The 24,727-nt window shown below is 69.2% G+C and carries 26 protein-coding genes; 15 read left to right on the top strand and 11 right to left on the bottom strand.

The window, feature by feature from the left end:
* Nucleotides 1-4: 4 nt before the first annotated feature.
* From ccoP to AB7E83_RS12025, 6 genes are all read right to left on the bottom strand, one after another.
* Complete coding sequence (ccoP, locus tag AB7E83_RS12050) at nucleotides 5-925, bottom strand: cytochrome-c oxidase, cbb3-type subunit III (RefSeq protein WP_428569604.1); 921 nt, start codon at nucleotides 923-925, stop codon at nucleotides 5-7.
* A 1-nt stretch (nucleotide 926) separates the two neighbouring features.
* Nucleotides 927-1,076, bottom strand: a complete 150-nt coding sequence (locus AB7E83_RS12045) for a cbb3-type cytochrome oxidase subunit 3 (protein WP_428569601.1) — start codon at nucleotides 1,074-1,076, stop codon at nucleotides 927-929.
* A gap of 20 nt (nucleotides 1,077-1,096) precedes the next feature.
* Nucleotides 1,097-1,729 (bottom strand): cytochrome-c oxidase, cbb3-type subunit II, encoded by a 633-nt coding sequence (gene ccoO, locus AB7E83_RS12040; protein ID WP_428569598.1) that lies wholly within the window; start codon nucleotides 1,727-1,729, stop codon nucleotides 1,097-1,099.
* A gap of 13 nt (nucleotides 1,730-1,742) precedes the next feature.
* A complete protein-coding gene (gene ccoN, locus AB7E83_RS12035) occupies nucleotides 1,743-3,179 on the bottom strand; it encodes a cytochrome-c oxidase, cbb3-type subunit I (protein WP_428569596.1) in 1,437 nt (478 codons plus the stop codon).
* A gap of 62 nt (nucleotides 3,180-3,241) precedes the next feature.
* Nucleotides 3,242-3,379, bottom strand: a complete 138-nt coding sequence (ccoS, locus tag AB7E83_RS12030) for a cbb3-type cytochrome oxidase assembly protein CcoS (RefSeq protein ID WP_428569593.1) — start codon at nucleotides 3,377-3,379, stop codon at nucleotides 3,242-3,244.
* Nucleotides 3,380-3,391: 12 nt separating this feature from the next.
* Nucleotides 3,392-5,692 (bottom strand): heavy metal translocating P-type ATPase, encoded by a 2,301-nt coding sequence (locus AB7E83_RS12025; protein WP_428569590.1) that lies wholly within the window; start codon nucleotides 5,690-5,692, stop codon nucleotides 3,392-3,394.
* Between the two features lie 106 nt (nucleotides 5,693-5,798).
* Here AB7E83_RS12025 and AB7E83_RS12020 point away from each other — a divergent pair, with 106 nt between their 5' ends.
* The 6 genes from AB7E83_RS12020 (at nucleotide 5,799) to AB7E83_RS11995 (ending at nucleotide 11,498) form a co-directional block, all read left to right on the top strand.
* On the top strand, nucleotides 5,799-6,092 hold the full coding sequence (locus AB7E83_RS12020) for a hypothetical protein (protein ID WP_428569588.1): 294 nt from the start codon (nucleotides 5,799-5,801) through the stop codon (nucleotides 6,090-6,092).
* Nucleotides 6,070-6,399: a hypothetical protein gene (locus tag AB7E83_RS12015; RefSeq protein ID WP_428569585.1), complete on the top strand. Its 330-nt coding sequence runs from the start codon at nucleotides 6,070-6,072 to the stop codon at nucleotides 6,397-6,399. The genes AB7E83_RS12020 and AB7E83_RS12015 overlap by 23 nt, the downstream gene beginning before the upstream one ends.
* A gap of 73 nt (nucleotides 6,400-6,472) precedes the next feature.
* A complete protein-coding gene (locus tag AB7E83_RS12010; RefSeq protein ID WP_428569583.1) occupies nucleotides 6,473-7,162 on the top strand; it encodes a hypothetical protein in 690 nt (229 codons plus the stop codon).
* A gap of 220 nt (nucleotides 7,163-7,382) precedes the next feature.
* Nucleotides 7,383-9,125 carry an ABC transporter transmembrane domain-containing protein gene (locus tag AB7E83_RS12005; protein ID WP_428569580.1) on the top strand — a complete coding sequence of 581 codons (1,743 nt, stop codon included), beginning with the start codon at nucleotides 7,383-7,385 and terminating at the stop codon, nucleotides 9,123-9,125.
* On the top strand, nucleotides 9,115-10,929 hold the full coding sequence (locus AB7E83_RS12000; RefSeq protein ID WP_428569579.1) for an ABC transporter ATP-binding protein: 1,815 nt from the start codon (nucleotides 9,115-9,117) through the stop codon (nucleotides 10,927-10,929). The genes AB7E83_RS12005 and AB7E83_RS12000 overlap by 11 nt, the downstream gene beginning before the upstream one ends.
* A 143-nt stretch (nucleotides 10,930-11,072) precedes the next feature.
* Nucleotides 11,073-11,498 carry a DUF7673 family protein gene (locus AB7E83_RS11995; protein ID WP_428569576.1) on the top strand — a complete coding sequence of 142 codons (426 nt, stop codon included), beginning with the start codon at nucleotides 11,073-11,075 and terminating at the stop codon, nucleotides 11,496-11,498.
* Here AB7E83_RS11995 and AB7E83_RS11990 read toward each other — a convergent pair.
* The gene (locus AB7E83_RS11990) at nucleotides 11,495-12,220 is read right to left on the bottom strand and encodes an ABC transporter substrate-binding protein (protein WP_428569574.1); all 726 of its coding nucleotides are present in this window, start codon (nucleotides 12,218-12,220) and stop codon (nucleotides 11,495-11,497) included. The two genes, AB7E83_RS11995 and AB7E83_RS11990, sit on opposite strands and share 4 nt — an antisense overlap.
* A gap of 92 nt (nucleotides 12,221-12,312) precedes the next feature.
* Here AB7E83_RS11990 and AB7E83_RS11985 point away from each other — a divergent pair, with 92 nt between their 5' ends.
* The 3 genes from AB7E83_RS11985 to AB7E83_RS11975 all read left to right on the top strand — a co-directional run bounded on the left by AB7E83_RS11985 (nucleotide 12,313) and on the right by AB7E83_RS11975 (nucleotide 13,500).
* On the top strand, nucleotides 12,313-12,741 hold the full coding sequence (locus AB7E83_RS11985; RefSeq protein WP_428569571.1) for a hypothetical protein: 429 nt from the start codon (nucleotides 12,313-12,315) through the stop codon (nucleotides 12,739-12,741).
* 33 nt (nucleotides 12,742-12,774) lie between these two features.
* Nucleotides 12,775-12,975: a hypothetical protein gene (locus tag AB7E83_RS11980; protein WP_428569568.1), complete on the top strand. Its 201-nt coding sequence runs from the start codon at nucleotides 12,775-12,777 to the stop codon at nucleotides 12,973-12,975.
* A 105-nt stretch (nucleotides 12,976-13,080) separates the two neighbouring features.
* On the top strand, nucleotides 13,081-13,500 hold the full coding sequence (locus AB7E83_RS11975; protein WP_428569566.1) for an acyl-CoA thioesterase: 420 nt from the start codon (nucleotides 13,081-13,083) through the stop codon (nucleotides 13,498-13,500).
* A 34-nt stretch (nucleotides 13,501-13,534) separates the two neighbouring features.
* Here AB7E83_RS11975 and AB7E83_RS11970 read toward each other — a convergent pair whose 3' ends face one another.
* Entirely contained in the window at nucleotides 13,535-14,092 is a 558-nt protein-coding gene (locus AB7E83_RS11970) for an HNH endonuclease (RefSeq protein WP_428569563.1), read from the bottom strand.
* Nucleotides 14,093-14,257: 165 nt separating this feature from the next.
* On the opposite strand from AB7E83_RS11970, the gene AB7E83_RS11965 reads away from it, so the two are divergent.
* The 4 genes from AB7E83_RS11965 (at nucleotide 14,258) to AB7E83_RS11950 (ending at nucleotide 20,515) form a co-directional block, all read left to right on the top strand.
* Nucleotides 14,258-15,268 carry a bifunctional riboflavin kinase/FAD synthetase gene (locus tag AB7E83_RS11965; RefSeq protein ID WP_428569560.1) on the top strand — a complete coding sequence of 337 codons (1,011 nt, stop codon included), beginning with the start codon at nucleotides 14,258-14,260 and terminating at the stop codon, nucleotides 15,266-15,268.
* Between the two features lie 72 nt (nucleotides 15,269-15,340).
* Nucleotides 15,341-18,193: an isoleucine--tRNA ligase gene (gene ileS / locus AB7E83_RS11960; protein WP_428569557.1), complete on the top strand. Its 2,853-nt coding sequence runs from the start codon at nucleotides 15,341-15,343 to the stop codon at nucleotides 18,191-18,193.
* Nucleotides 18,193-18,696, top strand: coding sequence for a signal peptidase II (lspA, locus tag AB7E83_RS11955; RefSeq protein WP_428569555.1), 504 nt, complete (start codon nucleotides 18,193-18,195; stop codon nucleotides 18,694-18,696). Before ileS ends, lspA begins: the two co-directional genes overlap by 1 nt.
* A gap of 139 nt (nucleotides 18,697-18,835) precedes the next feature.
* Nucleotides 18,836-20,515, top strand: a complete 1,680-nt coding sequence (locus tag AB7E83_RS11950; protein ID WP_428569552.1) for a Na/Pi cotransporter family protein — start codon at nucleotides 18,836-18,838, stop codon at nucleotides 20,513-20,515.
* On the opposite strand, the gene AB7E83_RS11945 is transcribed toward AB7E83_RS11950, so the two are convergent.
* Complete coding sequence (locus tag AB7E83_RS11945) at nucleotides 20,463-20,876, bottom strand: response regulator (RefSeq protein WP_428569549.1); 414 nt, start codon at nucleotides 20,874-20,876, stop codon at nucleotides 20,463-20,465. The genes AB7E83_RS11950 and AB7E83_RS11945 overlap by 53 nt on opposite strands.
* A gap of 133 nt (nucleotides 20,877-21,009) precedes the next feature.
* The gene (locus AB7E83_RS11940) at nucleotides 21,010-21,990 is read right to left on the bottom strand and encodes a quinone oxidoreductase family protein (protein ID WP_428569547.1); all 981 of its coding nucleotides are present in this window, start codon (nucleotides 21,988-21,990) and stop codon (nucleotides 21,010-21,012) included.
* A gap of 99 nt (nucleotides 21,991-22,089) precedes the next feature.
* On the opposite strand from AB7E83_RS11940, the gene AB7E83_RS11935 reads away from it, so the two are divergent.
* Nucleotides 22,090-22,995, top strand: coding sequence for a DMT family transporter (locus AB7E83_RS11935; protein ID WP_428569545.1), 906 nt, complete (start codon nucleotides 22,090-22,092; stop codon nucleotides 22,993-22,995).
* A 20-nt stretch (nucleotides 22,996-23,015) separates the two neighbouring features.
* Here AB7E83_RS11935 and AB7E83_RS11930 read toward each other — a convergent pair whose 3' ends face one another.
* A complete protein-coding gene (locus AB7E83_RS11930; RefSeq protein WP_428569542.1) occupies nucleotides 23,016-23,810 on the bottom strand; it encodes an SDR family oxidoreductase in 795 nt (264 codons plus the stop codon).
* Between the two features lie 154 nt (nucleotides 23,811-23,964).
* Between AB7E83_RS11930 and AB7E83_RS11925 the strand changes: the two genes are divergently transcribed.
* Nucleotides 23,965-24,726 carry an SDR family oxidoreductase gene (locus tag AB7E83_RS11925; protein ID WP_428569540.1) on the top strand — a complete coding sequence of 254 codons (762 nt, stop codon included), beginning with the start codon at nucleotides 23,965-23,967 and terminating at the stop codon, nucleotides 24,724-24,726.
* Nucleotide 24,727 lies beyond the last annotated feature (1 nt).

Below are 24,727 nucleotides of genomic sequence, written 5' to 3'. Positions count from 1 at the left end.
GCCGTCAAGGTTTCGCGTTCGGCGCCGCGCGGTTCGACAGCCCCCACACGTACGCCGTCAGCACGTGGATCTGCGCCTCGCTGAGCTTGCCGGCCTGCGCGGGCATCTCGTTCGTGCGTCCATTCGCGACGATGTTCACGATGGCCTGCTCGCCGTAGCCGTGCAGCCAGATGTCGTCCGTGAGGTTGGGCGCGCCCATCGCCGCATTGCCCTTGCCGTCGTTGCCGTGGCAGGCCGCGCAAGCGCTGAACTTGCTCTTGCCAAGCTGCGCGCGCAGCGAGTCGTGCGGGCTGTTGGACAGCGACAGCACGTAGTGCGCGACGTTCTTCACGTCGTCGGGCGAGCCCACCGCCGCGGCCATGGGCGGCATGGCGCCGACGCGGCCCTTGGTCAGCGACTCCGCGATCTTCTCCGCGCTGCCGCCGTGCAGCCAGTCGCGGTCCGCGAGGTTGGGGAATCCCTTGCTGCCCCGCGCGTCGGAGCCGTGGCACTGCGCGCAGTTGTTCATGAAGAGGCGCTCGCCCACGGCCATCGCGGCCGGGTCCGCCGCCAGGTCTTCCGGCTTGCGCGCGGTGAACTGCGAATAGAGGGGCGCGAGCGCCTTGCCGGCCTCGGCCACCTCGGCGTCATACTCGCCCTTCTGGCTCCACTTCAGCTGGCCGGAGTAGGTGCCGAGCCCGGGATAGGCGACGAGGTAGGCGAGCGAGAACACGATGGTGAGGACGAAGAGCCCGACCCACCACATCGGCAGCGGGTTGTTCATCTCGGTCAGGTCCTCGTCCCAGACGTGGCCCGTGGTGTTGTCGGCGGTGGCGGCGACCTTCTTGCGCGAGGTGAGCCACAGCAGGAGGGCGCAGCCCGCGATACCCGCGAGCGTGAGCGCCGCCACGTAGACGGGCCAGAAATTTCCGGTGAAATCGCTCATCTCAACGTCCCTCGCCATCGTCGAGGAAGGGCAGCCGGGCGGCCTCGTCGAAGCCCTCGCGGTTGGGTTTCCAGTAGGCCCAGACGGCGATGCCGAGGAAAACGCCCAGCGAGGCGAGTGTCGCGGCGACGCGCATGGTGGTGATGTCCATGTCGGTACTCCTTGTCGTTCTTACTTGAGCGCACGGCCCATGCCCTGCAGGTAGGCGACGAGGGCGTCCATCTCGGTCTTGCCCTGCACGTCGGCCGCCGCCTTGGCGATCTCCGCGTCCGTGTAGGGCACGCCCGCCACGCGCAGCGCCTTCATGCGGGCCGCCATTTCGGTCGCGGGCACCTGCGCCTTCTCGAGCCAGGGATACGCGGGCATGTTCGACTCCGGCACCACGTCGCGCGGATTGACGAGATGGATGCGGTGCCATTCGTCGCTGTACTTGCCGCCCACGCGGTGCAGGTCGGGGCCGGTGCGCTTGCTGCCCCACTGGAAGGGATGGTCGTAGACGTACTCGCCGGCCACCGAATAGTGCCCGTAGCGCATCGTCTCGGCGCGGAAGGGCCGGATCATCTGCGAATGGCAGTTGTAGCAGCCCTCCCGCAGGTACACGTCCCGTCCGGCGAGTTGCAGCGCGGTGTAGGGCTTCACGCCCGTCACGGGCTCGGTCGTGGACTTCTGGAAGAACAGCGGCACGATCTCGACCAGGCCGCCGATGGCGACGACGACGAGGATCAGCACGATCATCAGGAAGTTGTTGGTCTCGATCTTCTCGTGGGAGAAGCCGGTGTCGTTGGCGTTGGCGTTGGCGCTCATGGTTGTTCTTCCTTCAGGCGTGGGCCATCGCGGCCGGCACGGCCACCGGGCGGGTGCGTCCGGTGGCGACCGTCATCCACGTGTTCCAGGCCATGACCAGCATCCCGGTGAGGTACAGCACGCCGCCGAGGGCGCGGACGAAGTAGAAGGGATAGGTCGCCTTCACCGATTCCACGAAGGTGTAGGTGAGCGTGCCGTCGGCATTCACCGCGCGCCACATCAGGCCCTGCATCACGCCCGCGATCCACATCGCGGCGATGTACAGCACGATCCCGAGCGTCGCGATCCAGAAGTGGACCTCGATCGCATTGATCGAATACATCTTCTTCTGGCCGTACAGGCGCGGGATCAGGTAGTAGAGCGAGCCCATGGTGATGAAGCCCACCCAGCCGAGCGCGCCGGCATGCACGTGGCCCACGGTCCAGTCGGTGTAGTGCGACAGCGCGTTGACCGTCTTGATGGACATCATCGGCCCCTCGAACGTGGCCATGGCGTAGAAGGACAGCGACACGATGAGGAAGCGCAGCACCGGGTCGTCGCGCAGCTTGTGCCAGGCGCCCGAGAGCGTCATCGCGCCGTTGATCATGCCGCCCCAGCTCGGCGCGAGCAGGATCAGCGAGAAGACCATGCCGAGCGACTGCGTCCAGTCGGGCAGCGCGGTGTAGTGCAGGTGGTGCGGGCCCGCCCACATGTACGTGAAGATCAGCGCCCAGAAGTGGACGATGGACAGGCGATAGCTGTACACCGGCCGCTCGGCCTGCTTGGGGATGAAGTAGTACATCATCCCGAGGAAGCCCGCGGTGAGGAAGAAGCCGACCGCGTTGTGGCCGTACCACCACTGCACCATCGCGTCCTGCACGCCGGCGTAGGCCGAGTACGACTTGAGCGCGCCGGCCGGGATCGCCACGCTGTTGACGATGTGCAGCAGCGCCACGGCGATGATGAACGAGCCGAGGAACCAGTTGGCCACGTAGATGTGGCGCACGCGCCGCGTGCCGATCGTGCCGAAGAACACGACGGCGTAGGCGACCCACACGGCGGCGATCAGGATGTCGATGGGCCACTCGAGCTCGGCGTATTCCTTGCCCTGCGTGTAGCCGAGCGGCAGCGTGATCGCCGCGGCGACGATCACCGCCTGCCAGCCCCAGAACGTGAAGGCGGCGAGCTTCGGCAGGAACAGCGGCACCTGGCAGGTGCGCTGCGCGATGTAGTAGCTGGTGCCCATGAGCGCGCAGCCGCCGAAGGCGAAGATCACCGCGTTGGTGTGCAGCGGACGCAGGCGCCCGTAGGAGAGCCATGCGGTGTTGAAGTTCAGCTCGGGCCAGGTGAGCTGCGCCGCGATGAGCACGCCGACCAGCATGCCCACCACGCCCCAGAGCACCGCCGCCAGCGTGAACTGCCGCACCACGGTGTCGTGGTATTGCGCGGCAGGAAGTGTGGGAGCGTTCATGAAGCACCTTTTTTCGGATGCCTCAGTGTCCGGCCGCCGCGCCACGGCCGGGTTGATTCAAATCAATCGCCCTGCAGGATGCGCTCGCCCTCGCCCTCCAGCGATTCGAACTGGCCGCGCCACACCGCGTACGCGAGCGCGGCGAGGATGGCGAGCGCGAGCGCGACGGATAGCGGGATGAGGAGAAAGAGGATGTCCATGGGTTCGACCTGCTATTCGATTCGACGCGACAGGCGCGCCGCGTTCGCGACGACGAAGAGGGAGCTCGCCGCCATGCCGAGGCCCGCGAGCCAGGGCGGCATGAGGCCAAGCACCGCGAGCGGCACGCACACGGCGTTGTAGGCCGCGGCCCAGGCGAGGTTCTGGCGGACGATGGTTCGCGTTCGCCGTGCGAGCGCGAGGATGCGCGGCACGCGTTCGACGTGTCCGCCGAGGATCACGAAGTCGGCCTGCTGCTGCGCGAGCGGGACGCCCTCGCCCATGGCGATGGAGACGTCGGCGCGCGCGAGCACGGGCGCATCGTTCATGCCGTCGCCGACCATGGCGATGCGGCGGCCCTGCGCCTGCTTGCGCTGCAGGTGCGCGAGTTTGGCTTCCGGCGTCTGCGCCGAATGTGCCGTTGCGATGCCCGCGCGCGTGGCGAGCGCCTGCACCGCCGACGCGGTGTCGCCGGAGAGCAGTTCCAGCTGCAACCCGTCGCCACGGAGTTCCTGCACGGCGGCGGGCGTTCCATCGCGCATGCGTTCGGCGAGGGTGAAGGTGGCGAGCCAGCCCTCGGCATCGGCGAGATGAACCGCCGAGCCTCGGGCTTTCGTCGCGCCGCAGAAATCCGCAGAGCCGAGACGCAGCTCGCGCCCGTCGACCGTGCCGCGAAGCCCTCGCCCCGCAATCTCCTGCACAGCGCCGGTATTCCTCCCTCTCCCTCTGGGAGAGGGTTGGGGTGAGGGCACGGCGCGCCCCGGTCCAGCCTCGCCGTGCCCCTCACCCCACCCTCTCCCCAGAGGGGAGAGGGAGTCATGCACGGCGCGCGACGCAGGGTGCAAGGAGTGTTGCGCGAGTGCGGCCGCGAGTTCGAGCGCCTCGGCTTCGCTCACACCCTGCCGCACCGAGATTCCGGACACCGCCAGCCGATCCTCCGTCAGCGTCCCCGTCTTGTCGAACACCACCGTGTCGACGCCGGCCGCGGCCTCGAACGCATCGAGCCTGCGCACCAGCACACCCCGCCGCGCCAGCGCGCCGGCCGCCGCGAGCGTCGCGGCCGGCGTCGCGAGCGACAGCGCGCAGGGGCAGGTGACGATCAGCACCGCGATGGCGATGCCCATCGCATGCCCCGCCCCCTGCGACCAGGCCGCTGCCGCGGCGGCAAGGGCCGCCAGCACGACGCCCACGAGGAAGGGCTGCGCAATGCGGTCCGCGATCCGCGCGATGCGCGGCTTGTCGACCGCCGCGCGTTCCATCAGCGCGACGATCTGGGCGAAGCGCGTCTGCGAGCCGACGCGGGTGACCTCGATCACGAGCGTGCCGGCGAGATTGCCGCTGCCGGCCACCACCTCGTCGCCGACGCGGCGAGCCACGGCCTTCGATTCGCCGGTCAGCAGCGCCTCGTCGATCCGGCTTTCTCCTTCGACCACCCGGCCGTCCGCCGGCATCGTCTCGCCCGCGCGAACGCGCACGCGATCGCCGATGGCCAGCGCATGCACCGGCACGCTTTCGCAGGCGCCGTCGGCGAGCAGGCGATCCGCCATCGCCGGCAGGCTGCGCATCAGTGCGCTCAGGGCGCCTGCCGTGCGATCACGCAGACGACGTTCCAGCAGACGACCCGAAAGCAGGAAGAACACGAACATCGTCACGGAGTCGTACCAGACGTCCGAGCCAAGCGGGCCCTGCGGATCGAAGGTCGACGCGCTGCTCGCCCCGAACGCGACGGCGATGCCGAGCGCCACCGGAACGTCCATGCCGATGCTGCCGCGCTTCAGGTCGCGCCACGCGGATTCGAAGAAGGGCCGGCTGGAGAACAGCAGCACCGGCAGCGTGAGGATCCAGGAGGCCCAGCGCAGCAGGCCTTCGGCGTCGGGCGTGATCTCGCCCGGCGCGGCCACGTAGGCCGGCAGCGCGTACATCATCACCTGCATCATGCAGAAGCCCGCGACGAGCCAGCGCCACAGCAGCATGCGCTGCTCGGCGCGTTGCCCCCCGGCCTCCAGCAGGTCCGCGGCGGGCACGGCGCCATACCCGGCGCGCTTCAGGGATTCGAGCCATTGCGAGGGCCGGCCGGTTTCCGGCGACCACACGATGCGGGCGGTGGCGCTGGCGCCGTTCACCTGCACGCTCGCCACGCCGGGCAGCGGCAGGAGCGCCTGCTCGACGATCAGCGAGCACGCCGCGCAGTGCATGCCTTCGATGCCGAGGTAGGTCTCCCAGCGGCCCGGCCCGGCGCCAGCCTCGCCCCCCGCGCCGACGGGGCGGCTGAAGCGCTCCCACTGCGCGGGCGCGTCGAGGAGGGCGGCTTGCATGCGGCCAGCGTAGCAAGCGCGGCCGGCGCGGGGTTTGACATGCGTCAACCGCGCTTGCGCGGAAAGCGTGGTGACAAAAGGCACACAGATTGCGTAGAATTCACCCATGAAACCGTTCCGCTGGGGCGTCGAAAAGAACGAGACGCTCAAGCAGTCCCGCGGCGTGTCCTTCGAAAACATCGTCGTGGCCATCGAGTCCGAAGGACTGCTCGACATCGTCGAGCATCCCAACAAGTCGAGATACCCGAATCAAAGGGTCCTCGTCGTTTCGTACGATGGGTACGCCTATCTGGTGCCCTTCGTCGAACAGGCGGACCACTATTTTCTGAAGACCGTCATCCCGAGCCGCAAGGCGACCCGGGACTACCTGCAAGGAGATGAATCCGATGCCGAACGTTGACGCTGACGAACAGGAGATCCTTTCCGCGTTCGAGAAGGGCCGGCTCAAGTCCGTCGCGACGAAGTCCGAGCTCGAGAAATTCAGGGCAGCAGCCCGGGCGACTTCGGTCAAGGATCGCAGAGTCAATATCCGGCTCTCGTCGATCGACCTCACCGACATCCAGGCCAGGGCGCTCGAGGAAGGAATGCCCTACCAGACCCTGATTGCGAGCGTCCTGCACAAGTACGTCAGCGGCCGCCTGGTCGAAAAGGCAAACCCGGGCATGGATCGGTCGGGTTCGACCTCGCGCAAGCGCACCGCCGGTTAGGGAACTCCCTCGTGCCTTCCCCCGGGCGGCACGGCGTAATTCGGCGACACCAACAACAGCCTGAAGGAAACGCATGTCACGCACCCGCCCCTACCGCCTCCTCACCGCCACCCTCGGCGCCGTCGCCCTGCTCGCCGCCTGCGCGACGCCGATGTCGTCCACCGGACCCATGGGCTTCTTCATCACGAGCTCGGGCAGCGGCAAAGGCGCCAACCTCGGCGGCCTCGCGGGTGCGGATTCGCACTGCCAGCGCCTCGCGGCGGCGGCCGGCGCGGGCAATCGCACCTGGCGTGCGTACCTGAGCGTGCCGCCCACGTTCCCGGGCGCCAACACCCCCGGCGTGGCCGCGGTGAACGCGCGCGACCGCATCGGCCGCGGCCCGTGGCACAACGCCAAGGGCGTGCTCATCGCCCGCGACCTCGAGCATCTGCACAACGGGAACAACATCAGCAAGGAGACGGCGCTCGACGAGCGCGGCAACATCATCAAGGGCCGTGGCGACACGCCGAACGAGCACGACATCCTGACCGGCTCGCGCGCCGACGGCACGGCCTTCGCGCCGCAGACCGACACGACCTGCAAGGCCTGGACGCACGGCGGCCCGGACGGCTCGGCCATCGTCGGCCATCACGACCGCACCGGCCCGATGCCCGAGAACTGGGCGAAGTCCTGGAACTTCTCGCACCAGTCGGCCGGCTGCGACCAGCCCGCGCTGGTGCGCACCGGCGGCTCGGGCCGCTTCTACTGCTTCGCCGTCAACTGACGCGGGCACGCCCTGCGGCCGGCACGGCCGCAGGGCTGAACCCGATTCGCTGCGGCCGGCACGGCCGCGGGGCTGAACCGGATTCGCTGCGGCCCCGCAGGGGCTTCGCGCCTGGTGACACGTCCGTGCGCCCGCTCCGCGCACAATGCCGCGCATGCCCCATCGTCCCGAGGCCGAGCCGCGGCCCGCGACCCGCGGGAGCCCGAGCCCGCAACTTCCCATGTCCCTCTACCGGCTCGTCGGCGGCTTCGTGCTGCGCCATCGCGGCGCGTACGCCTCGTCCGCCGCGATGCTTCTGCTCATCGCACTGCTGCTCGTCTGGATTCCGCGCCAGATCGGGCACGTGGTGGATGGCCTCGTCGCCAGCCGCCTGTCGCGCGACGCGCTGCTGCTCGAACTCGCGTGGCTCCTGGCGGCGGGCACGGCCGTGTACTTCCTTCGTGTCGCCTGGCGGCTGAAACTCTACGCGGCCGCCTACCGCGTGGGCGTCGAGCTGCGCGAGCGCCTCTACCGGCGGCTCACGCTGCAGGGCGCGTCCTTCTACGGCACGCGCCGCACCGGCAACCTGATGGCGCTCGCCACCAACGACGTCGACGCGGTCGAGATGGCGGCCGGCGAGGCGCTGCTCGCCGGCTTCGACGGCTCGCTCACGCTCGTGCTCGTCGTCGGCATGATGTCGATCGGCGTCGACTGGCGGCTCGCGGCCTTCGCGATCCTGCCCTTTCCCTTCATGGCCTTCGGCTTCTGGTGGATCTCGCGCCACGTGCATGAAGCGTCGCGGCAGTCGCTCGATCGCTTCGCGGCGCTCAACGACCACGTGCAGGAAAGCCTCACCGGCGTGCGCACCGTGCGCGCGCTGGGCCTGCTGCCGCGCAGCGAGGCGCAGTTTCGCGAGCTCGCCGCCGGCGCCGCCGACGCGAGCCTGAAGGCGCAGCGCTGGGAGGCGGCCTACGAGCCCGCCTTGGGCTTCAGCTTCGCCACGGCCACGGTGCTGGTGCTCGGCGCGGGCAGCTGGCTCGTTTGGCGCGACGAACTGACCGTGGGCCAGCTCACGAGTTTCAGCCTCTACCTGGGCCAGCTCATCTGGCCGATGTTCGCGGCCGGCTGGGTGCTGTCGCTGCTGGAACGCGGCAAGGCGGCGTGGTCTCGCCTGCAGCCGGTGCTGGATGCGCCGCTGGCGGTGGACGATCACGGCACGGTCGCGGCCGTGCAGCCGGGACCGCTGGCGGTGGACGACGTGCGTTTCACCTACGAAGGCCAGGCGCGGCCCGCGCTCGACGGCGTGTCGCTCACGCTGGAGCCCGGGCGCACGCTCGGCCTCGTCGGCCCGACCGGCGCGGGCAAGTCGACCCTGCTGCACCTGCTGCTGAGGCACCACGCGCCCGAGCGCGGCGCGCTGCGCTGGAGCGGCATCGGCCTGCGCGACTACACGCTCGGGGCGCTGCGCGAGGGCATTGCCTGGGTGCCGCAGGAGGCCTTCCTGTTTTCCGCGACGGTGGCGCAGAACATCGCCCTGGCCCGACCGCACGCGACGCGCGAGGAGATCGAGAACGCGGCGCGACTCGCGGCCGTTCACGACGACATCCTGCGCCTGCCGAACGGCTACGACACGCCGGTCGGCGAGCGCGGCGTCACCCTGTCCGGCGGCCAGCGGCAGCGGGTCGCGATCGCGCGTGCGCTGCTCGCGGATGCGCCGCTGCTGCTGCTCGACGACGCGCTGTCGGCCGTCGATACGCAGACCGAGGCGCGCATCCTCGAACACCTGCGCGCCGCGCGCGTCGGCCGCACGGTGGTGATCGTGAGCCATCGCCTGAGCGCGGTGGCGGATGCCGACGCCATCGTGGTGCTGCGCGACGGCCACGTGGCGGAAGCCGGAACGCATGCATCGCTGGCGGGCGGCAACGGCTGGTACGCGCGGCAGTGGCGCTACCAGCAACTGGAGGCGAGCCTCGATGCCGGGTGAATCCGCGATGCTCGACGGCGCTCGGGCGGCCGAGCCCCGCGCGAAGCCTTGGCGCGAAGCCGCCGCGCTCCTCGTGCGCGCCGCCGCGCCGGAGCGCCGACACCTGTGGCACGGCGTCGTCTGGCTGCTGCTGGCCGCGGGGCTCGAGGCGCTCGGCCCCATCGCCGGCAAGTACCTCATCGACAACTACCTGCTGCCGCGCAACGCGGCGATTCCCGAGATGGCGGGCTTGCTGGGCGGCGCGCTGGTCGCGGGGCTGTTCTCCAGCGGGCTGCGCTACCTGCAGCTCGCGCGGCTCGCGGGCGTGGCGATGCGCTCGGTGCAGCGCATCCGCGAGCAGGTCTACGCGCACGTGCTGCGCCTGCCCATGGCCTTCTTCGACCATGCGATCACCGGCCAGCTCGTCAGCCGCGTGACCAACGACACCGAGGCGGTGAAGACGCTGTACGTGCAGGTGCTCTTCGTCATGCTCGACAGCCTCATCATCCTCGCCGGCTCGATGGCCGCGATGCTCTGGCTCGACTGGCGGCTGATGCTGATCGTCTGCGGGCTCGTGCCCGCCGTCGCCTTCATCGTGGTGCTCTACCAGCGCCTGTCCGGCCCGGCCGTCGCCCGCACGCGCGAGCTGCGCAGCGAGCTGAACGCGCAGGTGGCGGAGTCCATCGCGGGCATGCCGGTGCTGCAGGCCGCCAACGCCACCGAGCGGTTCCGCGCGCGCTTCGGCGCCTTGAACGAAGCGCACTACGCATCGCGGCGCGTCGAGTTGCGCGCGAACGCCTGGCTGCTGCGCCCGGTGCTCGATTTCCTCAACGTGGGCCTGCTGGCTGTCGTGCTGCTGGTCTTCGGCCTGCGCTCCGCGGGCGGCGCGCTGAGCGCGGTGGAAGTCGGCATCCTCTACGCGTTCATCAGCTACATCTCGCGCGTGATCGAGCCGCTGATCCAAATCACGATGCAGTCGTCGCAATTGCAGCAGGCGCTCGTCGGCGCCTCGCGCGTGCAGGCGCTGCTGGCCGAGGCCGAGGCGCCGGTGGCGAGCGACGCGGGCCGCGTGACGCGCGGCGAGATCGAGGTCGACCGCGTGACCTTCGCCTACGTGCCGGGCCGGCCGGTGCTGAGCGACATCGCGCTGGCCATTCCCGCGGGCAGCTTCCACGGCATCGTGGGCCACACCGGCAGCGGCAAGACGACCCTGCTCGCGCTGCTGCTGCGCTTCTATCGCCCGCAGGAGGGCCGCATCCGCATCGACGGCACGCCGCTCGACGCGATCGGCGAGGAGGCGTTCCGCACGAGCGTGGGACTCGTGCCGCAGGACCCCTTCCTGTTGGCCGCCAGCGCGCGCGAGAACATCGCGATGGGTCGCGCGCTGTCCGACGCGCAGATCGAGGCCGCGGCGCGCGCCGCGCATGCGCACGACTTCATCTCGGGCCTGGAGAACGGCTACGACACGCAGCTCGGCGAAGGCGGCGCGCGGCTGTCGGTCGGGCAGAAGCAGTTGCTCGCGATCGCGCGCGCGCTGGCGGGCGAGCCGCGCATCCTGTTCCTCGACGAGGCCACGTCGCACATCGACTCCGAGACCGAGCAGGTGGTGCAGCACGCGCTCGCGCAGTTGCGCGGGCGGGTCACGGTGGTGGCCATCGCGCACCGCCTGTCGACCGTGCGCGACGCCGACCGGATCGTCGTGATGAACCACGGCCGCATCGCCGAACTCGGCGTCCACGGCGAGCTGATGGCGATCGAGGGCGGCCTCTACCGGCGCCTGTACGAGCTGCAGCAGCTCGAGGACATTCCCGCCGACGAGCGGTAGATTGCGCGCCGGCCGTGTGGATTCGCAGCGACACCGCGCCGCGAAACGGCCGCTCGCCTGCGGCAAATTCCCTGCCTGCGGTGTTTGCGCGCTCGCGCATTTCGCTTCGGCCGTGTAGAACCGACGGTGAGGAGCGAGCAGCCATGAACAAGACCGAGCGCGAAAGCCGCCACCGTGCGCGCATGGAACGGATCAACGACGTGCTGGTCGTCTGCGGCCGAGCCGACCGCGTGCGACCGGACCACGAGGAAACCTTGTTCGAGCGCGCCAAGCTGCTGTCGGAGGAGCTCGGCTCGCATCACGCCACCGAGCGGGGCCTGGAGGCGCTGGAGCGACTGCTGCGCGCCGCCGAAGAGTCCCGCGGCCGGCTGCGCAGCGACATCGCGCAGTTCGCCGATTCCCTGTGGAACGGCAAGGCGCTGCCGCTCGCGCTCCTGCGCGGCCACGAGGCCGCCATCGCCGAAGACATGGTGGCCGTCCTCGACGCCTATCGCTGGGCGCGCCTCGATCTCATCGAACACGTCACGGGCGGCCCGCGCCGCATTGCCGCGCTCGTCCGCTCCGTTTAGTTGGGTGGGGCGACGGCGGCGCCCTCCACGCCGTGGCGCTCCAAAGCTTCGGCCACGAACCCGCTCGCCTTCATTTCCTCGACGAATGCCGACAGGTGCGCCGCGGCGGCATCGCCGCGCGCGCGGGCGCAGCCCATCGCCTGGCGGATCACCATGAAGCGGCCGGGCAGGAGGCGGACGCCGGGCGTGCGCGACAGGTCGGATTCGAGCTGCTGCTTCACGCCCGCGGCGACCTCGGCGCCCTGCGCCATGAATTCCCGCACGACGGTCTGCGAGAGGGCGACGCGCACGATCTCGGCATGCTTCAGCTCGCGGCTGAGGAAGAGGTCGTACGCACTGCCCTTGCCCACCACGACGCGGTGGCCCGCACGGTCCACCTCCTCGTTCGCCTGCAAGGGGGAGTCGTTGCGCACGAGGTAGGCGCCTTCGATCAGCACATAGGGCGGCGTGAAGGCGATCTGCTCGCCGCGCTTGGGGTCGATGGCGAAGAAACCGATGTCGGCCCGCTCGCCGGCGAGCGCCTCGACCGACTCGCCGGCCGTCTCGAGCACCACGAGTTCGCACTCGACGCCGAGCCGGCGCGGGAATTCGCGCGCGAGGTCGATCGACACGCCGCGCGGCGCGCCTGCGGCATCGCGCCCGGTGAGGACGGGGTTGCCCATGTTGATGGCGGCCCGGAGCTTGCCGGTGGGCGTGAAGGCGCGGCGGATGTCGTCGTTCATGCCGGGACGATACCTCAGTGCGCCGGCCTGCCCGGCCCCCGATCTTGCTGCACTGCGAAAACGCGAAGCAGCCAACCGGGCTAGCATGGGGCATGACCCTGCGCCCCCTCGCGGTCTGCGCGGCCCTCTGCGCGAGCGTGCTCATGGACGCCGCGATGGCCGCCACCTGGCGCGCCGTGCCCGGCGCGCCGGAGCTGGACATGGACATCGCCTCGCTGCAGGCCGACCGCTCCCGCGTGGACGTGTGGCTGCGCTGGCGTGGACGTTCGCCGCTGGTGACGGAAACGGCGACCTTCGCAGCGCGTTCGCCGCGAATTCACAGGACGTCCGTTCTCGTGGAGTTCGATTGCGCGCGGCGCGTGCTGCGCACCCTCGCGGCCAGCGCGCACGACGCCGCGGGCCGGCCCGTCTACATGTCGAGCGTGCCGGGCGAACCGGCGCAGATCCGGGAAGAGGACCTGGCCTGGGCCTACGACGCCGCGTGCGAGGCGGCGCGCGCGCCCAGCGCACGCAGCGAATAGCCTTCCGCCGATGCACACGGCGCGGGGCGGCCGGTGCTCGACGCCGGCGCCGACGCGAGCGGGCTGCGCTTGATCGAGATCGCCGGCATGCCCTGGCGCTCCGGATCCAGGGTCGTGAACGCGCGCGTGGACAACGGCGCAGGGCGGCAACGAGTCGTGGTCTGCTGGATCATGGCGGCGCTCCCGGAAATGCTTTTCTGGAGTGAATTCTGGAGAGTGCGCACCCCGGTGTGAACGATCCGGCCCGAAATCGCGAATTTGTCCTACAGGGTGTGAACTTTCTCTCGATCGAGCGTCACGGTTCCTCGATCAAAATCTCGCGCAACAAGAGGCGATCGAGTGTCCAAAGAAATCATCTACACCGTCCGCGTCGAATTCGGCGACTGCGACCCCGCGCGCATCGTCTGGTTCCCCAACTTCTTCCGCTGGATCGACGCGGCCTCGCGGCACTTCTTCGTCGAATGCGGCGTTCCGCCGTGGCACGAAACCGAGAAGACGCTCGGCGTCATCGGCACGCCGCTCGTGGACACGCATGCGAAGTTCATGAAGACCGCGAGCTACGGCGACGTGCTGCAGTTGCACACGCGCATCGCCGAATGGCGCGGCAAGAGCTTCGTGCAGCGCTACCGCGTGATGCGCGGCGACGACGCGATCATGGAATGCGACGAGGTGCGCATCTTCGCGGGAAGGCGCGAGGGCGACCCCAATTCGATTCGAGCCCTGGAGATTCCGGCGGAGATCCGGGCGCTCTGCGAGTGAGGGGTCCGGCCTCCCCGTCGAGCATTGCCCGACGCTACGAATGCAGCCGCGACGTCTTGGGCAGGTGCGCCATCAGGAACTCCATCTGGTCGGCCAGGATTCGGCGATTGCGCAGGATGAAGTCTTCCCATAGTGAAGGCACGTAGGGCGTGTAGAGCAGCGTCATGCCCGCCTGCTCCGGCGTGCGGCTGCCCTTGCGATGGTTGCAGGCGCGGCAGGCCGTGACCACGTTCATCCAGTGGTCCTTGCCGTTCTGCGCGAACGGGATGATGTGCTCGCGCGTGAGGTGTTCCTCTTCGCAGGCGCTGCCGCAATAGGCGCAGACGTTGCGGTCGCGCGCGAACAGCTTGCCGTTGGTGAGGCCGGGCTTGAGCTCGAAGGGGTTGATGTTCGGCACGCCCCGGGTGCCGATGATGCTGTTGACGGTGATGACCGACTGCTCGCCCGTCATGGCATTGGTGCCGCCGCGGAACACGGCGACTTCGGCGCCCGCTTCCCAGCGCACCTGGCCGCAGGCGTAGTGCAGCACCGCCTGCTCCAGCGAAATCCAGGACTGGGGGAGCCCCTGGGCCGACAACTTCAGGACCTTCAAGCACGCCTCCTTCTGCGAACGAGGAAACACCGGGAAAAGTCATCCAAAGGCGCGACGGCACGAAGGCATCGCGTCGAGCACAATATACCCTGTTTCCGCGACACACTGCCCCGGTGCGCACCCTTGCGGCACGGGCTTGCGTTGCTATCAAAAAGATACCGCCGCATGAATGTCTTCCGTGGCCTGAACCCTCCCGGCATCGCCGCGAACTGCGCGCTGACCATCGGCAACTTCGACGGCGTGCATCGCGGCCACCAGGCGATGCTGGCCCTGCTGAACAACGAGGCTCGCCACCGCGGGGTGCCCAGCTGCGTGATGACCTTCGAGCCGCATCCGCGCGATTTCTTCGCGGCGTCGCAGCGCAAGCCGGAGCTCGCGCCCGCGCGCATCGCCACCTTGCGCGACAAGCTGACCGAGCTCGCGGCCTGCGGGGTCCAGCAGTGCGTGGTGCTCCGGTTCAACGAAAAGTTCGCGAGCCAGCAGCCCGAGGCGTTCATCGAGGACGTGCTGGTCGCGGGGCTCGGCGCGCGCTACGTGCTGGTGGGCGACGACTTCCGCTTCGGCGCCCGGCGCGCCGGCGACTACCGCATGCTCGACGAGGCGGGCGGCCGCCGCGGCTTCGACGTCGCGCGGATGAACAGCTACGAGGTCCACGGCCTGCGCGTGTCCAGCTCGGCCGTACGGGAGGCGCTGGTGCGGGGCGACATGGCCGGCGTCGGCGCGCTGCTGGGCCGGCCCTACAGCATCAGCGGCCACGTGGTGCATGGCCGCAAGCTCGGCCGCGAGCTGGGCTTCCACACGCTCAACCTGCGCTTCTCGCACTGGAAACCGGCGGCCAGCGGCATCTTCGCGGTCAAGGTCCATGGCCTGGGCGACGAGGCCCTCGAAGGCGTGGCGAACCTCGGGGTGCGGCCTTCGCTCGACCCCACGGACGTGAATGGCGGGCGGGTGCTGCTGGAGACGCATTGCCTCCAATGGCCCGCCGCCCTCGGGGCCGAGGGGGCCTACGGTAAAATCATCCGCGTGGAACTGCTGCACAAACTGCACGACGAGCTGCGCTACGCGAGCCTGGACGACCTGAAGGCCGGCATCGCGCGCGACTGCGAGGCTGCGCGCGCCTTCTTCGCATCCACGCACGCCGAGACGCGGCGGCAGACCACGCGCGACCGAATTTAACGGTCTTGTCACCCGCGCAGACGGATGCCGGCCCCACCGCCACGGCATGACATTCCTGTTTTCGAGAATTCCATGAACGACAAGACCGCCGACAAGACCGATTACCGGGCAACGCTCAACCTGCCCGACACGCCCTTTCCCATGCGCGGCGACCTGCCGAAGCGCGAGCCGGGCTGGGTCAAGGAATGGGACGAGACGGGCCTCTACAAGCGCCTGCGCGACGCGCGCAGCGGCCGCCCGAAATTCGTGCTGCACGACGGCCCGCCCTATGCCAACGGCCAGATCCACATGGGGCACGCCGTCAACAAGGTGCTGAAGGACATGATCGTGAAGTCGCGCCAGCTCAAGGGGCTGGACGCGACCTACATCCCCGGCTGGGACTGCCACGGCCTGCCGATCGAGAACGCGATCGAGAAGCTGCACGGGCGCAACCTGCCGCGCGACGAGATGCAGGCGAAGAGCCGCGCCTTCGCCACCGAGCAGATCGCGCTGCAGATGGGCGACTTCAAGCGCCTGGGCGTGCTGGGCGAGTGGGACCGCCCCTATCGCACGATGGACTTCAGCAACGAGGCCGACGAGATCCGCGCGTTCAAGCGCGTGGTCGAGCGGGGCTTCGTGTACCGCGGCCTGAAGCCGGTGTACTGGTGTTTCGACTGCGGCTCCTCGCTCGCCGAGTTCGAGATCGAATACGCGGACAAGAAGTCGCAGACGCTCGACGTCGGCTTTCTCGCGGACGAGCCGGGCGCCGTGCTGGCCGCCTTCGGCGCGCCGGCCACCGGCAAACCCATCTTCATCGTCATCTGGACGACCACCGCCTGGACGATCCCCGCGAACCAGGCGCTCAACCTCAACCCCGAGCTGGACTACGCGCTCGTCGACACGCCGCGCGGCCAGCTGATCCTCGCCGCCTCGCTCGTCGAGAAATGCCTTGCGCGCTACAAGCTCGAGGGCACGGTGGTCGCGACGGTCAAAGGCGAGAAGCTCGGCGACCTGAACTTCCGACATCCGCTGCACGACGTGGATGCGGGCTACCGCCGCCTCTCGCCCGTCTACCTCGCCGACTACGCGACGGCCGAGGACGGCACCGGCATCGTCCACTCCTCGCCCGCCTATGGCCTGGACGACTTCAACAGCTGCGTGGCGCACGGCCTGAAGTACGACGACATCCTCAACCCGGTGCAGGGCAACGGTTCGTACGCCCCCGACTTCCCGCTCTTCGGCGGGCTGAACATCTGGAAGGCGGTGCCGAAGATCATCGAGACGCTGGCCGAGGCCGGCCGCCTGTTCGCCACCGAGGGCATCGCGCACAGCTATCCGCACTGCTGGCGGCACAAGTCGCCGGTGATCTACCGCGCGGCCGCGCAGTGGTTCGTCCGCATGGACGAAGGCGTTGGCGTCTTCACGAAGGACAAGGCGCCCAAGACGCTGCGCCAGATGGCGCTGGAGGCGATCGAGGAGACGAGCTTCTTCCCCGAGAACGGCCAGGCGCGCCTGCGCGACATGATCGCGGGCCGGCCCGACTGGTGCATCAGCCGCCAGCGCAGCTGGGGCGTGCCCCTGCCCTTCTTCCTGCACAAGGACTCGGGCGAGCTGCATCCGAAGACGATGGAGATCCTCGACCTCGCGGCCGACATGGTGCAGGCCGGCGGCATCGAGGCATGGAGCAAGGCGACGACCGAAGAGATCTTCTCGAAGGTCGGCGCGGCGGCCGATGCCCCGCAGTACACCAAGAGCACCGACATCCTCGAGGTGTGGTTCGACTCCGGCACGACGCACACCACCGTGCTCAAAGGCTCGCATCCCGGCGCGGGCCACGAGAACGGGCCCGAGGCCGACCTGTACCTCGAGGGGCACGACCAGCATCGCGGCTGGTTCCACTCCTCGCTGCTCACGGCCTGCGCGATGTACGGCCGCGCGCCGTACCGCGGACTGCTCACGCACGGCTTCACGGTCGACGCGAAGGGCCACAAGATGAGCAAGTCGGCCGGCAACGGCGTCGATCCGCAGGAGACGAGCAAGAAGCTCGGCGCGGAGATCATCCGCCTGTGGGTGGCGGCTTCCGACTACTCCGGCGACATCGCGGGCGACGACAAGATCCTCGCGCGCGTCGTCGATGCCTACCGCCGCATCCGCAACACGCTGCGCTTCCTGCTCGCGAACGTGAGCGACTTCGACCCCGCGAAGGACGCTGTGCCGCTGGCCGACATGCTGGAGATCGACCGCTACGCGCTTTCGCGCGCGGCCGAGTTCCAGGCCGAGGTGCTCGCGCACTACGAGGTGTACGAGTTCCACCCGGTCGTGGCCAAGCTGCAGGTGTACTGCTCCGAGGACCTGGGCGCGTTCTACCTCGACGTGCTGAAGGACCGCCTGTACACGACCGCGCCCAAGTCGCTCGCGCGCCGCAGCGCGCAGACGGCGCTCCACGCCATCACGCACGCCATGCTGCGCTGGATGGCGCCCTTCCTCAGCTTCACGGCGGAAGAAGCCTGGAAGGTGTTCGGCACGTCCGATTCGATCTTCTTCGAGGAGTACGCGGAGCTCGGCACGCCGGATACGGAGCTGCTCGCCAAGTGGAAGCGGCTGCAGGAAATCCGCGCCGTGGCGAACAAGGAGATCGAGGCGGTGCGCGAGAAAGGCCAGGTGGGCTCCTCGCTGCAGGCGAACCTCGTGGTCACGGCGCCGCCGGACGACCATGCGCTGCTCGCCGCGCTCGGCGACGACCTGAAGTTCGTCTTCATCGCGTCCGCGGTCGAGTTGCGCGCGGGCGCCGAACTCGCGGTGCAGGCCCGTCCCTCCGCCGACACCAAGTGCGAGCGTTGCTGGCACTGGCGAGCCGACGTCGGCAGCGACCCCGCGCATCCCGCGCTCTGCGGACGCTGCGTGAGCAACCTCTTCGGCGCGGGCGAAGCGCGGAGCGTCGCCTGATGGCCCGCATCTCCACCACCTCGTCGTCCTCGTCGGGGATGCTGCCCTGGCTGGGCCTCGCGCTGATCATCCTGATCGCCGACCAGTTCACCAAGGTCCTGATCCTCGGTTACTACAAGCTGGGCGATTCCACCTACGTGGCGCCCTTCTTCAACATCGTGCGGGCGCACAACACGGGCGCGGCCTTCTCGTTCCTCGCGGACGCCTCGGGCTGGCAGCGCTGGCTCTTCACGGGCATCGCGGTCGCCGCGACGATCTTCATCCTTTGGATGCTGCGTTCGCACCATGCGCAGAAGCTGTTCAGCTTCTCGCTCGCCCTCATCCTGGGCGGCGCGGTCGGCAACCTGGTCGACCGCCTGCTGCACGGGTACGTGGTGGACTTTCTCCAGTTCCACTGGCGCAACGCCTATTTTCCGGCATTCAACATCGCCGACAGCGCGATCTGCGTCGGGGCGGCCTGCCTGATCATCGACGAGCTGTTCCGCGTGAAGAAGTCGCGCTAGCGAGACGGAGCACGGCAGCCCTGGATTCCCGCCTCCGCGGGAATGACGCATTCGTCGTCCCCGTGCAGGCGGGGCCCGGGGCTCCCATGGTTTTTCCCCGTGCGCACCCGGGCTGTCGCGGCGTATCATTCCTTTAGACATGAAGCATCTGCTGAACCTGCTGGCGGCCGTGGCGCTGCTGGTCTGGGGCACCTATCTGGTCAGGACCGGGATCCTGAGGGTATTCGGGGCGAACCTGCGGCACGTGCTGGCGCGCAGCATCTCGACCCGCCCCGCCGCCGCGATGGCCGGCCTGGGCGTGACCGCCCTGCTGCAATCGAGCACCGCCACGGCGCTGATCGTCGCGTCCTTCGTCGGCCAGGGCCTGATGAACCTGCCGACCGCGCTCGCGGTGATGCTCGGCGCGGACATCGGCACGAGCCTGATGACGGTCGTGTTCTCGTTCGACCTGTCGTGGCTCTCGCCGCTCTTCATCTTCGTCGGCGTGGTCATGTTCATCTCGCGGCAGGCCACGACCGTGGGCCGTTTCGGCCGCGTGCTGATCGGGCTGGGGCTGATCCTGCTGGCGCTGCGCCTCGTGGCCGAATCCACGGCGATCATCGTGCAGGCGCCGGCCGTGAAGGCGCTGCTGCTCTCGCTTTCGTCCGACACGCTGCTGGAGATCACCGTCGGCGCGATGCTCGCCGTGCTGGCCTACTCGAGCCTCGCTATCGTGCTGCTCACGGCCACGCTCGCCGGCTCGGGCGCGATCCCGCTCGACGTCGCGCTCGGCCTCGTGATCGGCGCCAACCTGGGCAGCGGCATCCTTGCCGTGCTCGTCACCGCCCGCTCGACCATCGAGGCGCGGCAGGTGCCGCTGGGCAACCTGGTCTTCAAATGCATCGGCGTGCTGCTCGCCATCCCCTTCGTGGCCCTCTGGATCCGCTATGCGAGCCCGTACTTCCCGCAGCCCGCGCTGCTGGTGGTGCTCTACCACCTCGCCTTCAACTTCATCCTGGCGATCCTGCTGATCTCCTGGACGCGCGTGGTCGCGCGCTGGGTCGAGCGCTGGCTGCCCAAGCCGGACAACACGATGGTCGCCGGCCGGCCGCATCACCTGGACCCCTCTGCCCTCGCGACGCCGTCGCTCGCCATTTCCTGCGCGGCGCGCGAGGCGCTGCACCAGGCGGACGTGGTCGAGACGATGCTGCTGGGCATGCTGCGCGTCATCAAGGACAACGACGTGCGCCTGGCCGACGAATTGCGCAAGCTCGACGACACGGTCGACCGGCTCTACTCGGCCATCAAGTACTACCTGACCAAGATCTCGCGCGAGGCGCTGGGCGAGGAGGAAAGCCGGCGCTGGACCGACATCATCAGCTTCACGATCAACATGGAGCAGATCGGCGACATCATCGAGCGCATCCTCATCGACATCGAGGACAAGAAGATCAAGAAGAGCCGCAGTTTCTCGGACGCCGGCATGGCCGAGATCTGCGAGATGCACGCGCGCCTGCTCGACAACCTGCGGCTGGGCATGAGCGTGTTCCTCAACGGCTCGGTCCGCGACGCTCAGAAGCTGCTGGAGGAGAAGGCGCGCTTTCGCGACCTGGAGCGCGCCTATTCGGCGACGCACCTCACGCGCCTGACCGACAACACCATGCAGAGCATCGAGACGAGTTCGCTGCACATCGACCTGATCAGCGACCTGAAGCGCATCAACTCGCACATCTGCTCGATCGCCTATCCGATCCTCGACTCGGCGGGCGCGCTCGCGCCCAACCGGCTCAAGCAGCAACAGCTGCAGACGCTGTCCGAGGAAGCGTCGAACGCGCTGTAGCGGTGCAGAAGGCGACGAGCGCCTCGATCTCGGTGGACTTGTCGAACACGGCGTCGGCGCCCAGCTGCTCGCAACGCCACTTCACGTCGCGCGACGAATGATTGCTGAGCACGACCACGCGCTGCCCCGGCCGCCGCGCGTTCTGCAGCGCCTCGATGACGTTCAGGCCGCTGCCTTCGCGCAGGAACAGGTCGACGATGGCGATGTCCCATCCATCGGCATTCTGCGTGAGCCAGCGCCGCCCCTCGTGCTCGGTCTCTGCCGTCCCCACGGGCTGGGCCTCGGCCATTTCCCGCAGGGCTTCGATCAGGTTGTCCCGGATGGTGGGGCTGTCTTCGACAAGGTAGGCGCGCAACGTCATGGTGATTGATCTCCGGTAGCGAGATCAATGTAGCGGCGGCCCGCCGCGCGCCCTGCAAGCGGCGAGGCTATCGCGCTGTAGGAATGCTGCGGCGGGGCCGTGACGGGGCCGCGCCGCAGCCCTCGCCGCCCGATCAGAGCGTCAGCACCGTGCTGCCGGTCGTCTTGCGCCCCTCGAGGTCGCGATGCGCCTGCTGCACCTGCTCCAGCGGATAGCGCTGGTCGATGCGGATCTTGACCTTGCCGCTGGCGACCGCTTCGAACAGATCGTCCGCGATCTGCTGGCACGACTCGCGCGTGGCGATGTGGGTGAAGAGCGTCTGGCGCGTCACGTAGATCGAGCCCTTGGCGCCCAGCACCCCCGGCGCGAACGGCGGCACCGGCCCGGACGCGTTGCCGAAGCTCACCATCAGCCCGAGCGGCCGCAGGCAGTCGAGCGACTTGTCCCACGTGTCCTTGCCCACCGAGTCGTAGACGACCTTCACGCCCTTGCCGCCGGTGAGCTCCTTCACGCGCACAAGGAAGTCTTCCTTGTTGTAGTTGATGGTGTGCGCCGCGCCCAGCTCCTTCGCCAGCGCGCATTTCTCGTCGCTGCCCGCCGTGCCGATGACCTGCAGCCCCAGCGCCTTCGCCCACTGGCAGGCGATCAGGCCCACGCCGCCGGCCGCCGCATGCCACAGCACCATGTCGCCGGGTCGCAGGGTGTCGAAAGGCGTGCGCTTGAGCAGGTACTGCGCCGTCATGCCCTTGAGCATCATCGCGGCGGCGGTGTCGAATGCGATGCCGTCGGGCAGCCTGCACACCTGCTGCGCCTTCATCACGCGCGATTCGGCGTAAGAGCCCGGCACGTTGCTCGCATAGGCCGCGCGGTCGCCCGCCTTCAGGTGCGTGACGCCTTCCCCCACGGCTTCGATCACGCCCGCGCCTTCGCCGCCGATGCCGGCCGGCAGGGGCAGCGGATACAGGCCCGTGCGGTGGTAGACATCGATGAAGTTGAGGCCCACCGCATGGTGGCGGATGCGGATCTCGCCGGGTCCGGGATCGCCGACCTCGACGTCGTCGATGCGGAGTTGCTCGGGGCCGCCGGCCTGGTGAATGCGAACTGCCTTGCTCATGTTCTGCTCCTCGATTCGAATGCGCCGCCATCCTGCCACGATTTCGCCATCGGCGTCGGCGCAGGGCGGCTAAAGTCGGCGGCGACCGTTCCCACTTCGATGCAACAGCGCCTCTCGCTTTCCACCGTCCTCCTGCTCGCCACGCCGCCGCTGCTGTGGGCGGCCAACGCGGTCGTGGGCCGCCTGCTCGCCGGCACGGTGCCGCCGATCACGCTGAACTTCATCCGCTGGATGCTCGCCTTCGCCCTGCTGCTGCCGTTCGCGGGCTGGGTGTTGCGGCGCGGCGGGCCCTTCTGGCCGCGCTGGCGCCGCTACTGGCTCGTCGGCCTGCTGGGCGTCGGCTGCTACAACGCGCTGCAATACCTCGCCCTCACGACGTCGAGCCCGGTCAACACGACGCTCGTGGGCGCGAGCTCGCCGATCTTCATCCTCGCGTTCGGCGCGCTGTTCTACGGCAAAGCCATCACCGGGCGGCAGATGCTGGGCGCGGCGCTGTCGATGGCCGGCGTGCTCGTGGTGCTCGCGCGCGGCGAGCCCGCGCAGCTTGCCCAGGTGCGCTTCGTCATCGGCGACGTCTACATGCTGCTCGCCACCCTGTCGTGGGCCTGGTACAGCTGGCTGCTCGCGGACATCGGGGCGGACGCGCCGGAAGTCCGCAACGACTGGACGGCCTTCCTCATGGTGCAGATCGTTCCGGGGCTGATGTGGTCCGGCCTCTTCGCGGCCGGCGAGTGGGCGGTGGCGCCGCGCCACATCGAATGGAGCGCCACGCTGCTGATCGCGCTCGCGTTCGTGGCGATCTTCCCCGCGATCCTCGCCTACCGCGCCTTCGGCATGGGCGTGCAGCGCGTGGGACCGAGCGTCGTGTCCTTCTTCGCCAACCTCACGCCGCTCTTCGCGGCGCTGCTCGCGACGGCCTTCCTCGGCGAGCCGCCGCGCGTGTATCACGGGCTGGCGTTCGCGCTGATCGTGGGCGGCATCCTCGTGTCGTCACGCAGGCACTGAGGCGCTGAGGCGCCTGACGCCTACATCGTCCCCGGATACACCCCGCCGTCGATCAGGACGTTCTGCCCCACGATGTACGAGGCGTGCGTGCTGCAGAGGAACGCGCAGGTCGCGCCGAACTCCTCGATCGTTCCGTAGCGCTGCGCCGGCACGGTCTTGCGGCGCGCGTCCATCACCTCGTCGACCGACTTGCCGGACTTCTTGGCGGCGCCTTCCATGGTGGCGCGCAGGCGGTCGGTCTCGAACGGGCCCGGCAGCAGGTTGTTGATCGTCACGTTCGACGCGGCGAGCTTCGAGCGCGCGAGGCCTGCTGCGAATCCGGTGAGCCCGGTGCGGGCGCCGTTCGACAGGCCGAGGATGTCGATGGGCGCCTTCACCGCGCCCGAGGTGATGTTGACGATGCGGCCGAAGCCGCGCGCGGCCATGCCGTCCACGGTCGCCTTCATCAGCGCGATGGGCGTGAGCATGTTCGCGTCGAGCGCCTTGACCCACGCATCGCGGTCCCAGTCGCGGAAGTCGCCGGGGGGCGGGCCGCCGGCATTGGTGACGACGATGTCGAAGTCCTTGCGCTTCGCGAAGACGGCGGCGCGTCCTGCCTCGGTGGTGATGTCGGCGGCAAGCCCTTCGACCTGCGTGCCCGCGGGCACCTTCGCGTCGCCCTTCAGCGATTCGACCGCGGCGGCCAGCGCCTCCGCGCCGCGCGCCACGAGCAGCACGTGTACGCCTTCGCGCGCGAGCGCCTGCGCGCAGCCGAAACCCAGTCCCTTGCTCGCGCCGCATACGAGCGCAGTCTTCCCAGAAATCCCGAGATCCATATCCGTGCCTTCCATCTCTGCGATGGCCGATGATACGGAACACTGCGCCCGGCGGTACGCTGGCCGACGGCGCAGCGGTCCGATCCGCATTCCACGACCCGGAACAAGCCGGCGCCCGGCGCGCTCGCGTCGCGCCGAGCCCGTGTAATCGGGCATGGACCTGAACCTCACCGGAAAGAACGCGCTCGTCTGCGCGGCCAGCCGAGGCCTCGGCCGTGCGTGCGCGGAAGCGCTCGCACGCGAAGGCTGCGACGTGACGATCACCGGGCGCGACCGCGCCGCGCTCGAAGCGACCGCCGAGGCGATCGCTTCGACGACGGGCCGGCGCGTGCTGTTCGCCGAGGGCGACATCTCGACCGCGGCCGGCCGGTCTGCTGCGCTTGCCGTCTGCCCAGGGCCCGACATCCTCATCAACAACGCCGGCGGCCCTCCCGGCGCGGATTTCCGCAAGCTGACCGAAGCGCAGTGGCTGCAGGCGCTGCAGTCGAACATGCTGGCGGCCATCGCGATGATCGGGCTGTGCGTCGAGGGCATGACCTCGCGCGGATTCGGCCGCGTCGTGAACATCACGTCGATGGCCGAGGTCCGCCCGAGCCCGGAAAATCCCCTCTCGAGCGCGAGCCGCGCGGGACTCGCCTCCTTCGTCCGCGCGATCGCGCCGCAGGTGGCGCGGCACAACGTGACCGTCAACAACCTCCTGCCCGGGCCGTTCGACACGGCGCGGCTCGCGAGCTTCCCCGAGCGCCTGCAGTTCTTCCGCAACGGCCCGGCGGGGCGCGTCGGCACGCCGTTCGAATTCGGCGAGGCGTGCGCCTTCCTGTGCGGCGCGCATGCGGGGTTCATCACGGGCCAGAGCCTGCTGATGGATGGCGGCTTCAGCATCGCGGGCAGCGCGACGCCACAGCAGCAGACCTGAC

The organism is Ramlibacter sp. (assembly GCF_050250995.1).
Lineage (GTDB): Bacteria > Pseudomonadota > Gammaproteobacteria > Burkholderiales > Burkholderiaceae_C > Ramlibacter.
This window is presented reverse-complemented; position numbering and strand designations above follow the sequence as displayed.

Excerpts from the sequence above, each read along its gene's own strand:
- ccoP (WP_428569604.1), bottom strand. The coding sequence starts at position 925 with ATGAGCGATTTCACCGGAAATTTCTGGCCCGTCTACGTGGCGGCGCTC.
- AB7E83_RS12045 (WP_428569601.1), bottom strand. The coding sequence starts at position 1,076 with ATGGACATCACCACCATGCGCGTCGCCGCGACACTCGCCTCGCTGGGC.
- ccoO (WP_428569598.1), bottom strand. The coding sequence starts at position 1,729 with ATGAGCGCCAACGCCAACGCCAACGACACCGGCTTCTCCCACGAGAAG.
- ccoN (WP_428569596.1), bottom strand. The coding sequence starts at position 3,179 with ATGAACGCTCCCACACTTCCTGCCGCGCAATACCACGACACCGTGGTG.
- ccoS (WP_428569593.1), bottom strand. The coding sequence starts at position 3,379 with ATGGACATCCTCTTTCTCCTCATCCCGCTATCCGTCGCGCTCGCGCTC.
- AB7E83_RS12025 (WP_428569590.1), bottom strand. The coding sequence starts at position 5,692 with ATGCAAGCCGCCCTCCTCGACGCGCCCGCGCAGTGGGAGCGCTTCAGC.
- AB7E83_RS12020 (WP_428569588.1), top strand. The coding sequence starts at position 5,799 with ATGAAACCGTTCCGCTGGGGCGTCGAAAAGAACGAGACGCTCAAGCAG.
- AB7E83_RS12015 (WP_428569585.1), top strand. The coding sequence starts at position 6,070 with ATGAATCCGATGCCGAACGTTGACGCTGACGAACAGGAGATCCTTTCC.
- AB7E83_RS12010 (WP_428569583.1), top strand. The coding sequence starts at position 6,473 with ATGTCACGCACCCGCCCCTACCGCCTCCTCACCGCCACCCTCGGCGCC.
- AB7E83_RS12005 (WP_428569580.1), top strand. The coding sequence starts at position 7,383 with ATGTCCCTCTACCGGCTCGTCGGCGGCTTCGTGCTGCGCCATCGCGGC.
- AB7E83_RS12000 (WP_428569579.1), top strand. The coding sequence starts at position 9,115 with ATGCCGGGTGAATCCGCGATGCTCGACGGCGCTCGGGCGGCCGAGCCC.
- AB7E83_RS11995 (WP_428569576.1), top strand. The coding sequence starts at position 11,073 with ATGAACAAGACCGAGCGCGAAAGCCGCCACCGTGCGCGCATGGAACGG.
- AB7E83_RS11990 (WP_428569574.1), bottom strand. The coding sequence starts at position 12,220 with ATGAACGACGACATCCGCCGCGCCTTCACGCCCACCGGCAAGCTCCGG.
- AB7E83_RS11985 (WP_428569571.1), top strand. The coding sequence starts at position 12,313 with ATGACCCTGCGCCCCCTCGCGGTCTGCGCGGCCCTCTGCGCGAGCGTG.
- AB7E83_RS11965 (WP_428569560.1), top strand. The coding sequence starts at position 14,258 with ATGAATGTCTTCCGTGGCCTGAACCCTCCCGGCATCGCCGCGAACTGC.
- ileS (WP_428569557.1), top strand. The coding sequence starts at position 15,341 with ATGAACGACAAGACCGCCGACAAGACCGATTACCGGGCAACGCTCAAC.
- lspA (WP_428569555.1), top strand. The coding sequence starts at position 18,193 with ATGGCCCGCATCTCCACCACCTCGTCGTCCTCGTCGGGGATGCTGCCC.
- AB7E83_RS11950 (WP_428569552.1), top strand. The coding sequence starts at position 18,836 with ATGAAGCATCTGCTGAACCTGCTGGCGGCCGTGGCGCTGCTGGTCTGG.
- AB7E83_RS11945 (WP_428569549.1), bottom strand. The coding sequence starts at position 20,876 with ATGACGTTGCGCGCCTACCTTGTCGAAGACAGCCCCACCATCCGGGAC.
- AB7E83_RS11940 (WP_428569547.1), bottom strand. The coding sequence starts at position 21,990 with ATGAGCAAGGCAGTTCGCATTCACCAGGCCGGCGGCCCCGAGCAACTC.
- AB7E83_RS11935 (WP_428569545.1), top strand. The coding sequence starts at position 22,090 with ATGCAACAGCGCCTCTCGCTTTCCACCGTCCTCCTGCTCGCCACGCCG.
- AB7E83_RS11930 (WP_428569542.1), bottom strand. The coding sequence starts at position 23,810 with ATGGATCTCGGGATTTCTGGGAAGACTGCGCTCGTATGCGGCGCGAGC.
- AB7E83_RS11925 (WP_428569540.1), top strand. The coding sequence starts at position 23,965 with ATGGACCTGAACCTCACCGGAAAGAACGCGCTCGTCTGCGCGGCCAGC.